Source organism: Pseudomonas sp. PS01270, from assembly GCF_029959775.1.
In the GTDB taxonomy this organism is placed as follows: domain Bacteria; phylum Pseudomonadota; class Gammaproteobacteria; order Pseudomonadales; family Pseudomonadaceae; genus Aquipseudomonas; species Aquipseudomonas atacamensis.
This window is the reverse complement of record NZ_JASCPT010000010.1, coordinates 12,594-25,971: the sequence shown is the minus strand read 5'-3', so window position 1 is coordinate 25,971 and position 13,378 is coordinate 12,594. Positions and strand designations below refer to the sequence as shown.

13 protein-coding genes are annotated in these 13,378 nt (G+C 61.4%); 10 read left to right on the top strand and 3 right to left on the bottom strand.

Going from position 1 to position 13,378, the window contains the following annotated elements; translation table 11 throughout:
• Positions 1 to 228 precede the first annotated feature (228 nt).
• From QMX86_RS05725 to QMX86_RS05715, 3 genes are read left to right on the top strand one after another with little or no spacing between them, the layout of a single operon-like run.
• Positions 229 to 1,320, top strand: a complete 1,092-nt coding sequence (locus tag QMX86_RS05725; RefSeq protein ID WP_282384451.1) for a glycosyltransferase family 1 protein — start codon at positions 229 to 231, stop codon at positions 1,318 to 1,320.
• On the top strand, positions 1,313 to 2,083 hold the full coding sequence (locus QMX86_RS05720; RefSeq protein ID WP_282384448.1) for a polysaccharide deacetylase family protein: 771 nt from the start codon (positions 1,313 to 1,315) through the stop codon (positions 2,081 to 2,083). The genes QMX86_RS05725 and QMX86_RS05720 overlap by 8 nt, the downstream gene beginning before the upstream one ends.
• A complete protein-coding gene (locus QMX86_RS05715; protein WP_243242330.1) occupies positions 2,080 to 3,078 on the top strand; it encodes a lysylphosphatidylglycerol synthase transmembrane domain-containing protein in 999 nt (332 codons plus the stop codon). Before QMX86_RS05720 ends, QMX86_RS05715 begins: the two co-directional genes overlap by 4 nt.
• Here QMX86_RS05715 and QMX86_RS05710 read toward each other — a convergent pair.
• On the bottom strand, positions 3,062 to 3,238 hold the full coding sequence (locus tag QMX86_RS05710; protein WP_167351306.1) for a hypothetical protein: 177 nt from the start codon (positions 3,236 to 3,238) through the stop codon (positions 3,062 to 3,064). The genes QMX86_RS05715 and QMX86_RS05710 overlap by 17 nt on opposite strands.
• 81 nt (positions 3,239 to 3,319) lie before the next feature.
• The gene (gene purU, locus QMX86_RS05705) at positions 3,320 to 4,168 is read right to left on the bottom strand and encodes a formyltetrahydrofolate deformylase (RefSeq protein WP_016773477.1); all 849 of its coding nucleotides are present in this window, start codon (positions 4,166 to 4,168) and stop codon (positions 3,320 to 3,322) included.
• Positions 4,169 to 4,505: 337 nt separating this feature from the next.
• Here purU and mvaT point away from each other — a divergent pair, with 337 nt between their 5' ends.
• Positions 4,506 to 4,883, top strand: a complete 378-nt coding sequence (mvaT, locus tag QMX86_RS05700) for a histone-like nucleoid-structuring protein MvaT (RefSeq protein ID WP_016773476.1) — start codon at positions 4,506 to 4,508, stop codon at positions 4,881 to 4,883.
• A 98-nt stretch (positions 4,884 to 4,981) separates the two neighbouring features.
• Here mvaT and sbcB read toward each other — a convergent pair whose 3' ends face one another.
• Positions 4,982 to 6,412 carry an exodeoxyribonuclease I gene (gene sbcB, locus QMX86_RS05695; protein WP_243242329.1) on the bottom strand — a complete coding sequence of 477 codons (1,431 nt, stop codon included), beginning with the start codon at positions 6,410 to 6,412 and terminating at the stop codon, positions 4,982 to 4,984.
• A 267-nt stretch (positions 6,413 to 6,679) separates the two neighbouring features.
• Between sbcB and QMX86_RS05690 the strand changes: the two genes are divergently transcribed.
• Genes QMX86_RS05690 through QMX86_RS05665 form a run of 6 tightly spaced genes read left to right on the top strand, consistent with a single transcriptional unit; the run spans position 6,680 to position 13,378 of the window.
• A complete protein-coding gene (locus tag QMX86_RS05690) occupies positions 6,680 to 7,396 on the top strand; it encodes an RDD family protein (protein WP_130929637.1) in 717 nt (238 codons plus the stop codon).
• Complete coding sequence (locus tag QMX86_RS05685; RefSeq protein ID WP_243242327.1) at positions 7,393 to 8,370, top strand: stage II sporulation protein M; 978 nt, start codon at positions 7,393 to 7,395, stop codon at positions 8,368 to 8,370. Before QMX86_RS05690 ends, QMX86_RS05685 begins: the two co-directional genes overlap by 4 nt.
• Positions 8,357 to 9,895 carry a DUF4129 domain-containing protein gene (locus QMX86_RS05680; RefSeq protein WP_282384447.1) on the top strand — a complete coding sequence of 513 codons (1,539 nt, stop codon included), beginning with the start codon at positions 8,357 to 8,359 and terminating at the stop codon, positions 9,893 to 9,895. The genes QMX86_RS05685 and QMX86_RS05680 overlap by 14 nt, the downstream gene beginning before the upstream one ends.
• Positions 9,892 to 11,055: a DUF4350 domain-containing protein gene (locus QMX86_RS05675; protein WP_282384446.1), complete on the top strand. Its 1,164-nt coding sequence runs from the start codon at positions 9,892 to 9,894 to the stop codon at positions 11,053 to 11,055. The genes QMX86_RS05680 and QMX86_RS05675 overlap by 4 nt, the downstream gene beginning before the upstream one ends.
• Positions 11,052 to 12,053 carry a MoxR family ATPase gene (locus QMX86_RS05670; RefSeq protein WP_110646271.1) on the top strand — a complete coding sequence of 334 codons (1,002 nt, stop codon included), beginning with the start codon at positions 11,052 to 11,054 and terminating at the stop codon, positions 12,051 to 12,053. Before QMX86_RS05675 ends, QMX86_RS05670 begins: the two co-directional genes overlap by 4 nt.
• Positions 12,050 to 13,378, top strand: a complete 1,329-nt coding sequence (locus tag QMX86_RS05665; RefSeq protein WP_282384445.1) for a DUF58 domain-containing protein — start codon at positions 12,050 to 12,052, stop codon at positions 13,376 to 13,378. The genes QMX86_RS05670 and QMX86_RS05665 overlap by 4 nt, the downstream gene beginning before the upstream one ends.

Below are 13,378 nucleotides of genomic sequence, written 5' to 3'. Positions count from 1 at the left end.
GGCGAGGGGAAAGGGAGCCGATCTTCAAGCTTTTCAATGCGAGCGTTCGGCTCGATATCGCAGGACATCGCAACAATCCCAAACACTCCGATCAGTCCCCTCTCCCTCCGGGAGAGGGCTAGGGTGAGGGGCGCGCAATCCCGACCGAACATCTATTCTGGATAAAGGTCAATCAAGGGAGAACGACACAGCGGAGGGTTGCTCACCGTGCATATCGCCGACATCACCATGTTCTACGCCCCGGCCAGCGGAGGCGTGCGGACTTATCTGGATGCCAAACACCGTCGCCTTGGCGAGCGCAACGCCATTCGCCACAGCCTGCTGATCCCCGGCGCGAGACTGGGTGAACATGACGGCATTTACACGGTTCCGGCGCCCGCCCTGCCCTTCGGCAAAGGTTATCGCTTCCCCCTGCGGCTGGCGCCATGGCGAAACGTCCTGCAGGAATTGCAGCCGGATCTGATCGAAGTCGGCGATCCCTACCTCACCGCATGGGCAGCGCTGGATGCGCGGCGGCAGCTGGATGTGCCGGTGATCGGCTTTTATCACTCGGATCTGCCGCTGCTGGCGGGCAATCGCATGGGCCATTGGGTCACGCCGAATGTCGAGGCTTACGTGACTCGTCTGTACGGCAATTTCGATCGTGTCCTCGCCCCGAGCCAGGTCATGGCCGACAAGCTCATCGGGCTCGGGGTGCGCAATGTTCATGTGCAACCGCTGGGCGTGGATTTGCACACTTTCCATCCCGACGCCCGCGATCCTGGCCTGCGGGCTGAGCTGGGCATTGCCGAAGACACGCGCCTGCTGATCTTTGCCGGGCGCGGTTCCAAGGAGAAAAACCTGCCGGTGCTGCTCAAGTGCATGCAACGCCTCGGCCCTCGTTATCACTTGTTGTTGGTCGGCTCGTCGATGCCTGCGGCGGTGCCGGACAACGTCAGCGTTATCGACGAATTCTGCCCGGCGCCGAAAGTCGCGCGGCTGATGGCCAGCGCCGATGCGCTGCTGCATGCCGGCGACCAGGAAACCTTCGGCCTGGTCATCCTTGAGGCCATGGCCTGCGGCATTCCCGTGGTGGCGGTGGCGGCCGGGGCGTTTGAAGAAATCGTCAACGATTCCTGCGGCCTGCTCTGTGCGCCGAACAATCCGCAGGCCATGGCCAATGCCGTGCGTGAACTGTTCAGTCGCGGCTGTGCTCGCCTCGGTCAACAGGCGCGTCAGCACGTCGAACGGCATTACGCCTGGGACACCGTGGTCGACAGTCTGCTCAGCCACTATCACGCGGTGCTCGGCCATTCGCTGCCACGGGTGGCCAATGGTTGAAGAAATGAAAGCTGTTTGCCTGGTGTTGCATGATGTGGCGCCCTCGACCTGGGCGGATTACCAGCCCTTCGTCGAGGCTGTCGATGCCTTGGGTGATGTGCCGATGACGTGGCTGGTGGTACCGGATTTCCATCGCCACGATGCCCTTGATGCCAACCCGGCGTTTCGCCGAGTGCTCGATGCCAGGGTCGCCCGAGGCGATGAACTGGCGCTGCACGGCTACTACCACGACGATCAGGAACCCATGCCAAACACCCCGCGCGACTGGTTCATGCGCCGGGTCTACACCCATGAAGGCGAGTTCTATCGCTTGTCCCGCGAAGCAGCCTTGGCCCGCCTGCATGCGGGTCTGGAGATGTTTCAGCGCTACGACTGGCCGGTGCAGGGTTTCGTCGCCCCGGCCTGGCTGATGAGCGACGGCACCCGCCAGGCCTTGCGCGAATTGCCGCTCAGCTACACCAGCGATCCGCAGCACCTTTATCGCTTGCCCGACTTCAGCGCCATCGCTGCACCGGGGCTGGTGTGGAGTGCGCGCAGTGCCTGGCGGCGCGGCTTGTCGAAAATCCTCAGCGACCAGCGTGAACAGCGCTGGCGCGAGGCATCGGTGATTCGTCTGGGGCTGCATCCGGTGGACATGCGTCACCGCTTTTCTCGCGATTACTGGTTGCACACGCTGCAACGCCTGCTGGCGGAGGGACGCGTGCCGCTGACCAAGATCGAGTGGCTCGCCCGACAGCGCGGTCAGCTGGAACGCGCAGCATGAAGCGCAGCCTGTTGTTGCTGATCGGCCTGCTGGCGGCGGTGCTGATTCCGGTACTGCTCGGCGGCGGCGAAACCTGGTCGCGCTTGCGCAGCTTCCCGCTGAACTGGCTGTTGATCATGTTCGGCATGATTCTGCTGTGCTGGGGCATCAATACGTTGCGCCTGCGTTTGTTGCTCGGCGACCAGCGTGAAAAGGTCGCGCCATTGAAAAGCCTCGGCGTGGTGATGGCCGCCGAGTTCGCGTACTGCGCCACGCCCGGCGGCAGCGGCGGGCCGCTGACGATCATGGCTCTGCTCGCTCGTTGCGGCGTGCGTCCGGCGCGGGGCAGCGCGGTGTTTGCCATGGATCAGCTCAGCGATCTGCTGTTCTTTCTCTGCGCCCTGAGCGGGATTCTGATTTACGCGCTGTTCCAGCACCTGAGCGATCGTCTCGAGTGGCTGCTGACCGTCAGCGCCGTTTCGCTGTTTGGGGGTTTGTTGAGTTGCGTGTTGATCGCGCGTTATCACCGAGCGCTGATTCGCCTGAGCGGGCGGCTGTTGGCGGGGATGAACATCACGACAAGTACTCGCCGTCGCTGGGCGCGCAAGTTGCTGCACTTTCTCGCGGCATTTACCGATACCTTGAAACTGCCCTGGCAAACGCTGGTTCAGGTTTTTGCTCTGACCTGCGTGCACTGGCTGCTGCGCTACAGCGTGCTGTATCTGGCCCTGCGCGGGCTCGGCGCGGATTTGCAGTGGGCGTGGAGCTTTCTGGTGCAGATGCTCTCGCTTGGCGCCGGCCAGTTCAGTCTGTTACCCGGCGGTGCCGGTGCGGCAGAGCTGACCTCGGCTGCGCTGCTCGCGCCGATGGTGGGAAAATCCACCGCAGCGGCGGCGATCCTGATCTGGCGCGTGGTGACGTATTACTTCTATCTGCTGGTTGGCGGCCCGGTGTTCGTGTTGATGCTGGGCAAGCCGTTGCTGAAGAAGTTGATGAACGTCAGGCAGGCTTCTTAGGTTCGTCCTGCTCTTGCTGGAGCTGCTCCCAAAGTTCGGCGGCACCGGGGAATTCGGTGCCGTCGTCCGGGCTCATGTCATCCGGATCGTAACGACTCAGGCAACCCTCGCCGAGGGTGGCGGGCGCTTTTGAAGTGGCTTTGTCCAGTGGATCGTTCATGGCTTTTCCTCGGGCTCAAATGACAAGGGCCTGAGCGATTCAACGCCCAGGCCCCTGGTTTTTCAAGCGTGTCGTGCTCGATCAGAACACAACCGTCTTGTTGCCGTGCACCAGCACGCGGTCTTCCAGGTGATAACGCAGGCCACGGGCCAGCACCATCTTCTCGACGTCACGGCCGAAACGCACCATGTCTTCGATGCTGTCGCTGTGGCTGACACGCACCACGTCCTGCTCGATGATCGGGCCGGCGTCCAGCTCTTCGGTCACGTAATGGCAGGTTGCGCCGATCAGTTTGACCCCACGCAGCGACGCCTGGTGATACGGCTTGGCGCCGACGAACGATGGCAGGAAGCTGTGGTGGATGTTAATGACTTTGTGCGCGTATTCGCGGCACATGTCCGGCGGCAGGATCTGCATGTAGCGCGCCAGCACCACCACTTCGGCGTCGTGCTGTTTGACCAGCCGCGATACTTCGTCGAATGCCGGCTGCTTGTCCTGCGGATTGACCGGAACGTGGTAGTAAGGAATGCCGTGCCACTCGACCATGCTGCGCAGGTCGTCGTGGTTGGAGATCACGCAGGAGATTTCGCAATCCAGTTCATCGCTGTGCCAGCGGTGCAGCAGGTCGGCCAGGCAGTGGGATTCGCGGCTGGCCATCAGCACTACGCGTTTTTTCTGCTCGGTGTCGGTGATGCGCCAGTCCATCGAGAACTCTTCGGCGATCGGCGCGAACTTCTCGCGCAACTCTTCAATACCGAACGGCAGCGAATCGGCACGGATTTCGTGACGCATGAAGAACCAGCCCACTTGATTGTCAGAGTGGTGGCTCGCTTCGGTGATCCAGCCATTATGAGAGGCCAGAAAATTACTGACTTTGGCAACGATGCCAACGCGGTCCGGGCAAGAGATCACCAGCCGAAAAGTGCGCATGAGGGGGAAACTCCAGAACTTCACAAAGGCCGCCATTCTAGCGACTGCGCAGGAAAACTGCAGTACGCATACGCGCCGGGTGGGACAAAGCATGGTGAAACGGCTTTCTGACGCAGGTCTTACGTCAAGACCGTGACGCTTTAGAAGGGCTTTTGTCAGACAACTGTAAATATCTGTGCTGACTGCATCACATTATTTAACGGAACATTCAAAGCGCGGCTAATTCCTGTAACTCATTTAAATAAAAAGCCGATCTAAATGTTTACTTGATGAAACAGCCTGACTATTATTGCGGCACTGTCCCCTGTCATTCAGCATTCTACAAAAGGTAGTACTCATGTCCTTGATCAACGAATATCGCGCCACCGAAGAAGCCATCAAAGAGCTGCAAGCCCGTCTGAAGAACCTGTCCGAAGACGATAAACTGCAAGCCGAACTGGAATTCGAAGGCAAACTGCGCACGCTGATGGGTGAATACTCCAAGTCGCTGCGTGACATCATCGCGCTGCTGGATCCAGAAGCAAAATCCAAGGCTCCACGCGGCGGCGCAGTGAAAACTACCGGCACCAAGCGTGCACGCAAAGTTAAGCAATACAAAAACCCGCACAACGGTGAAGTCATCGAAACCAAAGGTGGCAACCACAAGACTCTGAAAGAGTGGAAAGCCAAGTGGGGCGGCGATGTGGTTGAAGGCTGGGCTACCCTGCTGGGCTAAGCCGCAACGCCTTCGCAGAGCGATCCGCGAACAAAAGAACGCCAGCCAGCGCTGGCGTTTTTTTATGCCCGTAATTTATTGTCCGGGCATGTTCGATTTCACAGATTCAAACGTTTGCGTAATGCCTGGACATAATTCTGCCAGTCATTGAGCACCTCTCGCTGCATCGGTGACGCACTAAGCGACCATTGCTCTGCCGCCTCGATAAATGACTGCACGGTATTCGGCGCACCTGCCTCGGGTTGCGTCAGGCGCTGCTGACAGAATAATTTCCAGCGCTCTTGCTCGGCCACATCCAGGGTGTCCGGAAAGTTGCGTGCTCGATATCGAAAAAGTAATTCAGGCAAACGTTCATCATCGAAAGGCCACTGCTCTTGCGCCAACTGCGCAGGATCCGCCGTTCGAACTTGTTCGCATAAACGACGATCACGATCACCGATAAATCCATCGTACAACTGCTGCTCGGGATCTTCGCTGGGAGTGAAATCTTCGCTGGCATAAATCGCCGCGACTTTATCTTTCCAGACTTGTTGTGCGTCAGTTAGTCGCACTGCCCGCTCCTGATAAAGCGCCATGTCCAGCCCAAGGCGCTGCTGGTCTTGTGCGCGCAATACCGCCAGCGGCGCTACAACCGGACAACGATTGATATGAATCAGCTTGAGCGGTACCGGTAACTCACCTTCGGCCAACTCATCGCGACGGGTATAAAGACGCTGACGCAAGGCTTGCGCATCGAGGTCCAGCAACCCCTGCGGATCAAGATGCAGATCACAGACGATCAGGGCGTTGCGATTCTTCGGGTGCCAGGCCAGCGGCAGCACCACGCCGACATAACTGCGCGCCGCCGAGAAACGCCCGGACACATGCACCAGTGGCTGCAACAGGCGGATCTGATCCATCACCTTCTGTTTGCTGCGCAACTGGAACAGCCACTCGTAGAGCTTGGGTTGTTTCTCGCGAATCAGCCGCGCCAACGCGATGGTGGCGCGCACATCCGACAGGGCTTCGTGGGCGTGGCCGTGATCGATATTGTTGGCCGCCGTGAGGCGTTCGAGCTTGAGGGTCACGCGGCCTTCATCATCGGTCGGCCAGACCAGACCATCGGGGCGCAATGCGTAAGCGGCGCGCACTACGTCGATCAGATCCCAGCGACTGTTGCCACCCTGCCATTCACGGGCATAGGGGTCGAAGAAATTGCGATACAGGCTGTAGCGAGTCATCTCATCGTCGAAACGCAAGGTGTTGTAACCGGCGCCACAGGTGCCCGGTGCGGCCAGTTGCGCATGCACGCGAGTCATGAAATCAGCTTCGCTCAGGCCTTTTTCAGCGAGCTGGCCGGGGGTGATGCCAGTGATCGCGCATGCCGCCGGGTGCGGCAGGATATCTTCGCTGGGCTGGCAATAGAGGTTGACTGGCTCGTCGATCTCGTTGAGCGCATGGTCGGTGCGAATCCCGGCCACCTGCAGCGGTCGGTCGTTGCGCGGATTGATGCCAGTGGTTTCGTAGTCGTACCAGAAGATTGAAGTCACGGGCGAATCCTGAACAGAAGATCGGCGAAGTCTAGGCGTTTCAGGGTTGCCACGGCCAGCCTCGCAGCCCTGGACCAGCAACTTCTCCAGATTCCTACAACTGGAATGCATTGCCCTTGTGGATGCGAGCCTGCCCGCGAAGGCGTTCTGTCAGTTGCCCACAGGCTGACTGACCCACTACATTCGCGAGCAGGCTCGCTCCCACACCCGAGAGGCTGCTAGCATCAGGCGCACTTGCACCCCGAACAGGCGAAGATCAGGTAGCCCATGCTCGAGCCCACAGCACCGCGAAGGAAAGCACCGCTGGATACGCGCCATCAGGTCGAAACGCCGGAAGGCATCGATCTGCCGTTGCGCCCCGCCGGGTTAATGGTGCGCGCCGTGGCGTTTGCCATCGATCTGGGCATTCGCGGCTTGATCCTCGGTGTGCTGTTCATCGCACTGGCGTTTCTCGGCAAGCTCGGCATGGGCCTCGGTTCCTTGCTACTGTTTGCCATCAGCTGGTGGTACATGGTGCTGTTCGAGGTGCTGCGTCAGGGCCGTTCGCCGGGCAAGCAATGGCTGGGTTTGCGCGTGGTGCACGATGACGGCACGCCGATCGGCTGGTCGGCCTCGCTATTGCGCAACCTGCTGCGCTTTGTCGATCTACTGCCCTTCGGCTATTTCCTCGGTGCGCTCAGTTGCCTGCAACACCCGACCTTCAAACGCCTCGGCGACATTGCCGCCGGCACGTTGGTGGTTTACAGCGAACGGCCGCTGAGCCGACCGCAACTGCCTGACGCTGAACCTCGTCGCTGCCCTGTCCCACTCACCCTGAGCGAACAACGGGCCATGCTCGGTTTCGCCGAGCGTCAGGCCGAACTCTCTCCCGCACGGGTTAACGAGCTGGCGGCATTGCTGGCGCAGCCGCTGCACATCTCTGCGCCCAAAGCCGTGTCTGAACTCAACGGCATCGCGCGCGGCCTGTTGGGGCCGACCCCATGAAGCAGAGCCTGTTCGAAAGTCGCCACAAGGCCGAATGGGAGCGCTTCGCCGTGGCGCTCGAACGCCTCGAACAAGGCAAGGAGACAGCGCAAGTCAGCGATTTCCCCAAGGCCTATCGACGTCTCTGCCAACATCTGGCTCTGGCCCAGGCGCGTGGCTACAGCAGTTTTCTGATCGATTCATTACAGCAGCAAGTGCTGCGCGGCCATCAACAGCTCTATCGGCATCGCAGTCGCCTCGGGGCGCTCATCATCAGCTTTATCCTCGCCGACTTCCCGCGACTGGTGCGCGAACAGTGGCGCTTTGTTGCGGCCGCCAGCCTGTTGTTCTTCGGCAGCCTGATCGGTTTCGGCGTGCTGGTTTATCTGAACCCGGAACTGATCTACAACCTGATCCCGGCCGAACAGGTGCGCGAGATGCAAGGCATGTACGACCCCGTCGCCGGCCACCTCGGACGCTCGGCCGAACGGGCGGCCAGCGAAGACTGGGTGATGTTCGGCTATTACGTCATGCACAACACGGGCATCGCCTTTCAGACATTCGCCAGCGGTTTGTTGATGGGCGTGGGCAGCGGATTCTTTCTGCTATACAACGGCATGATCATCGGCGCGGTGGCCGGGCATCTCAGCGAGATCGGTTTCGGCCAGACCTTCTGGTCGTTCGTGATCGGCCACGGTGCGTTCGAACTGAGCGCCATCGCCCTCGCCGGAGCGGCGGGCCTGAAGCTGGGCTGGGCGCTGATCGCCCCCGGACGCCTGACATGTGGCGAGGCGCTGCGCTTGGCGGCGCGCAAAAGCGTGTTGCTGGTGTGTGGGGCCATGCTGTTCCTGTTGATCGCAGCCTTCATCGAGGCTTACTGGTCGTCGAAAACCAGTGTCACGCCGCTGACCAAATACGCCGTCGGCACCGCGCTGTGGCTGGCCGTTGCGGTGTATCTGCTGTTTGCCGGAAGGACCCGCCATGCGCCTGAGTGACGCCAGCGTAGTGATCCGCCCGCGCACGACCTGGGAAGCCATGGATCTGGGCGTGTTGATGAGCCAGCAGCATCGGCGGTTGTTGATGACCAGTTGGGCGATCGTCACCCTGCCGCTGTTCGCCCTGCTCAGCCTGTTGCTGTGGGATTCGCCATCACTGGCGGTGTTCATTTTCTGGTGGCTGAAACCGGCCTACGAACGCCTGCCGCTGTACATCCTCTCCAAAGCACTGTTCGGTGAAACGCCAACCCTCAGACAAGCCTTGCGCGAGTGGCCGCGCCTGCTCAAGCCGCAACTGCTGGCCAGTCTGACCTGGCGCCGGCTGAGCCTGAGTCGCAGCTTTGTGCTGCCGGTGACGCAACTCGAAGGTCTCGACGGCGAGGCCAGACAACAACGTCTGCAGGTGCTGCTGCAACGCAACGGCGGCGCCGCGCAATGGTTGACGATTATTGGCGTGCATCTGGAAACCGCACTGTGGATCGGCTTGATGCTGCTGTTCTACATGCTCTTGCCGCAGCAGATCGAGACCGACTGGGACTGGCAATCGCTTCTGCTAGCCGCCGATCAGGATTGGCGCTGGCTGGAGCACCTGACCAACGTTTTTTATGCGCTGATCCTGGTGGCCTGGGGACCGGTGTATGTCGCCTGCGGTTTCAGCCTGTACCTGAACCGCCGCACACAACTGGAAGCCTGGGACATCGAGCTGGTCTTCCGCCGTTTGCGCCAGCGCTTGAACAACGGCGTGCTCGGCGTGTTGCTGGCGGCGTGTCTGCTGCTGCCGAACCTGCAACCGGTGTGGGCCAGCGATGCGCCGGATGCTCCACGGTTGCTCAATCAGCCGCTGACCAGTCAGGCCTCGCGCGACAGCATTGAGTCGCTGCTCGAACAACCGCCGTTCAAGAACAAGGAGAGCGTCACCCGTTATCGCTTTGGCGACGACCCGGCAAGCCCGGCCAAGGACGCGCAAGCGGGTGAGGCACCGCAGTGGCTGAAAGCCCTGCTCGGCTGGCTCGACGGTCGACACCTCGATACCCTCGCCGGCGTGATTGAGGTGCTGTTGTGGGGCGCGCTGATTGCTGCGCTAGGCTGGCTGGTCTGGCGTTATCGCGAATTCCTCCGGGCTTTCGTCAGCCGCCGCCCGAACCTGCCAGCGCGCAGCAAACCGCCGGCGCCGCCACAAGTCTTTGGCCTGGATCTCAATCGCGAAACCCTGCCGGATGACATCGCCGCCAGCGCCGAACAATTGTGGCTGAGCGAACCTCGCGCCGCGCTGGGCCTGCTCTATCGCGGCCTGCTCAGCCGTCTGCTGCATGATTTCAACCTGACGCTGAAAGCCGCCGACACCGAGAGCCAGATCCTCAACCGCATCGAGCAATTACAACGCCCGGACCTGCTCGCCTACAGCCGCAACCTCACTGTTCACTGGCAGAACATGGCCTACGGGCACCGACTTCCAGCGGCGCACCTGCAAGCAGAGCTGTGCAACGGCTGGCGTGAATTGTTCGGCAAAGGATCCAGGCATTGAACCGGCGCATCGGCTGGTCGTTGGCTGCGCTGGCGCTTCTGCTGCTGGGCGGCTTGAGTCTGTTTCTTTACCTCAAGGCCCGGCCCTATCAGGAAACCGTCGATCACGGCCCCTCGCCTGCCGCGCAAGCCAATCCTTATCTGGCGGCAGAAATGTTCCTGCGCGAGCGCGGCCTCGCGGTCAGTCACGCCGAGACCCTGGCGGTGCTGCCGCAGATCGATCCGCATAGCCACACCTTGTTGTTGTTCGGCGAGCGCGCGCGGATGACGCCGCGTGAAGTCGATCAAGTGTTGAACTGGACTCGCGCCGGCGGACGTCTGGTATTCGTCGCCGAGTCGCTGTGGGATGCGCAAACCGGGCAAAGCAATGATCTGCTGCTCGATAAGGTGCAACTGCACCAATCGCTGAGCAAGGACTTGAAAGATCCTCCCGAGGGCGGGGAAAAGGACCGCTTCCCGAAACTGACCAAACTGTATCTGGAAGACGAAGACGCGCCGGCCTACGCCGGTTTCGACACCTACTTCCACCTCGACGACCCGAACAATGTCGCGCAAGCCTGGGCCAACAGCGCCAAAGCCACGCACATGATGCAACGGGTGTACGGCCTCGGCACGATCACCGTGGTCACCGATGCCGAGCTGTGGAAAACCGGCGCTATCGGCAAATACGACAACGCCTGGCTGCTCTGGTATCTGAGCGCCGACACCGACGTCACGCTGATTTACGACACGACGCACGATGGTTTGTGGACCTTGCTCTGGCGCTACTTCCCGCAGGCCATAGTCGCCCTGCTCGGCTTGATCGGCCTGTGGTTGTGGCAGGCCGGCGCGCGTCACGGCCCGGTGCAAATGCCGGCGCCAGCGGGTCGCCGCCAACTGCTGGAGCATCTGCGTGCCAGTGCCGACTTCCTGCTGCGCCACAACGGCCAGCAGGCGCTGCTGCAAGCCTTGCAGCAAGACATCCTGCGCCGCGCCCGCCGCCGCCATCCCGGTTTCGATCAATTGAATGTGGCCGAGCAATGGCTGGCGTTATCGCGCCTGACCCGGCAACCCACCCGGGCCATCAGCCAGGCCCTGAGCCCACGTCCGAAGCAGCGTTTGTCCAGCGCCGAATTCAGCCGTCAGGTCGCTCATCTGCAAACCTTGAGGAACGCGTTATGACTGAACAGATCGAGCCCGGCAGCGTGACGCACGCCGCCCAGCAACGCCAGCGCGCCAGCCAGCTGGCGCAGGCAGTGCGCAATGAATTGAACAAGGCGCTGATCGGCCAGGATGCGGTGGTCGACGATGTCCTGACCGCGCTGATCGCCGGCGGCCACGTGCTGCTCGAAGGCGTGCCCGGGCTGGGCAAGACCTTGCTGGTGCGGGCATTGGCGCGATGCTTCGGCGGCGAGTTTGCACGCATCCAGTTCACCCCGGATCTGATGCCCAGCGACGTTACCGGCCACGCCGTGTATGACCTGCAGACCGAGCAGTTCAAGCTGCGCAAAGGCCCGCTGTTCACCAACCTGCTGCTGGCCGACGAGATCAACCGCGCCCCGGCAAAAACCCAGGCGGCATTGCTCGAAGCCATGCAGGAGCGCCAGGTGACGCTCGAGGGTCGCGCCTTGCCCATCGCGCAACCGTTCATGGTGTTGGCAACGCAGAACCCGATCGAACAGGAAGGCACCTATCCGCTGCCGGAAGCCGAACTCGACCGCTTCATGCTCAAGGTGCGCATGGATTATCCCGACGCCGATCAGGAGCTGAACATGGTCCGTCAGGTCTGTCGTTCGACCCGCGCCGACATGCTCGATGTGCAACCGCTGCGCACAGTGTTGCAAGCCAAAGACGTGCAGGCGTTGCAGCGTATTGCCAGCGATCTGCCGCTGGACGATCAGGTCCTTGATTACGCCGTGCGCCTGGCGCGCAGCACGCGCACTTGGCCGGGGCTGACCCTCGGCGCCGGGCCACGCGCCTCGATTGCACTGGTTCGTTGTGCCCGTGCCCGGGCGTTGTTGCGCGGCGGCGAGTTTGTAATCCCGGATGACATCAAAGGCTGCGCGCTGGCGGTGTTGCGTCATCGCGTGCGCATCGCGCCGGAGCTGGATATCGAAGGCCTGCAGGTCGATCAGGTGCTCACGCAATTGCTCGATCAAGTGCCGGCGCCGCGCCTGTGAAACCGTCTCGGCTGCTGCTGATCTGGCTGGCCCTGCTGGCAGTTATCAGTATCGTGCTCGGCGCCTTGCAGGCGTTGCAGATCGACCTCCCGTCCAGCCTGATTTCGATCAACTGGGGATTGCTCCTGGCGCTGCTGGCCTTGGCGGTGATCGACGCTGTGCGCCTCAGACGCCTGCCCTCGCCGCGCATCAAACGGCAGATGCCCGGCAGCCTGGCGCTCGGGCGCTGGGGAGAGGTGAAGCTGCAAATCGCCCATGAGTTTGCCGAGCCACTGGCCATTGGACTCTTCGACCACGTTCCCGACGGCCTCGCGTTTGAACATCTGCCGATGCTTGTCGAGCTTCAACCCGGCCATGTCAGCCAGATCAGCTACCGTCTGCGCCCTTTCGAACGCGGGCATTTCAGCTTCGAACAGTGCGAAGTCAACCTGCCCAGCCCCTTGGGATTATGGTCCGGCAAACGCCTGCTCAGCGTCGGCGACGAGACCCGTGTCTACCCGGACTTCGCCCGGCTTTACGGCGGTGAGTTGCGCGCCGTCGACAACTGGCTCAGCCAGCTCGGCATACGTCAGCGGCAACGTCGCGGGCAGGGTCAGGAATTTCATCAGCTGCGCGAATTTCGCGAGGGCGACAGCCTGCGCCAGATCGACTGGAAAGCCACCGCCCGCCAGCGCACGCCGATTGCCCGCGAGTACGAAGATGAACGCGATCAACAGGTCATCTTCCTGCTCGATTGCGGCCGGCAGATGCGCAGTCACGATGGTGAGCTGTCGCACTTCGATCACGCGCTCAATGCCTGCCTGCTGCTCAGTTATGTGGCGTTGCGCCAAGGGGATGCGGTGGGCATGAGTACCTTTGCCGTTGATGAGCCGCGCCATGTCGCACCAGTCAAAGGCAGCGGCCAACTGAACGTTTTGCTCAACGCTGTTTATGACCTTCGGAGCACCCAGCGCCCTGCTGATTACCAGGCTGCCGCCAACCAGTTGTTGGCCCGCCAAAAGCGCCGGGCGCTGGTAGTGCTGGTGACCAACTTGCGCGATGACGATGATCAAGTGCTGGGCGCGGTCAAACGGTTGAGCGCGCAACATCGGGTGCTGGTGGCGAGCCTGCGTGAACAGGCGTTGGATACATTGCGCCAGAGCACGGTACAAACGTTGCCCGAGGCACTCGCCTACTGCGGCACCATCGATTTTCTCAATGACCGCTCGCAACTCCATGAGCGGCTGACTGCCCATGGCGTTGCAGTGATGGATGTTCGGCCCGCCGAGCTGGGGGCCGGACTGGTGACAAGCTACATGAGCTGGAAAAAGACCGCTGCGATCTGA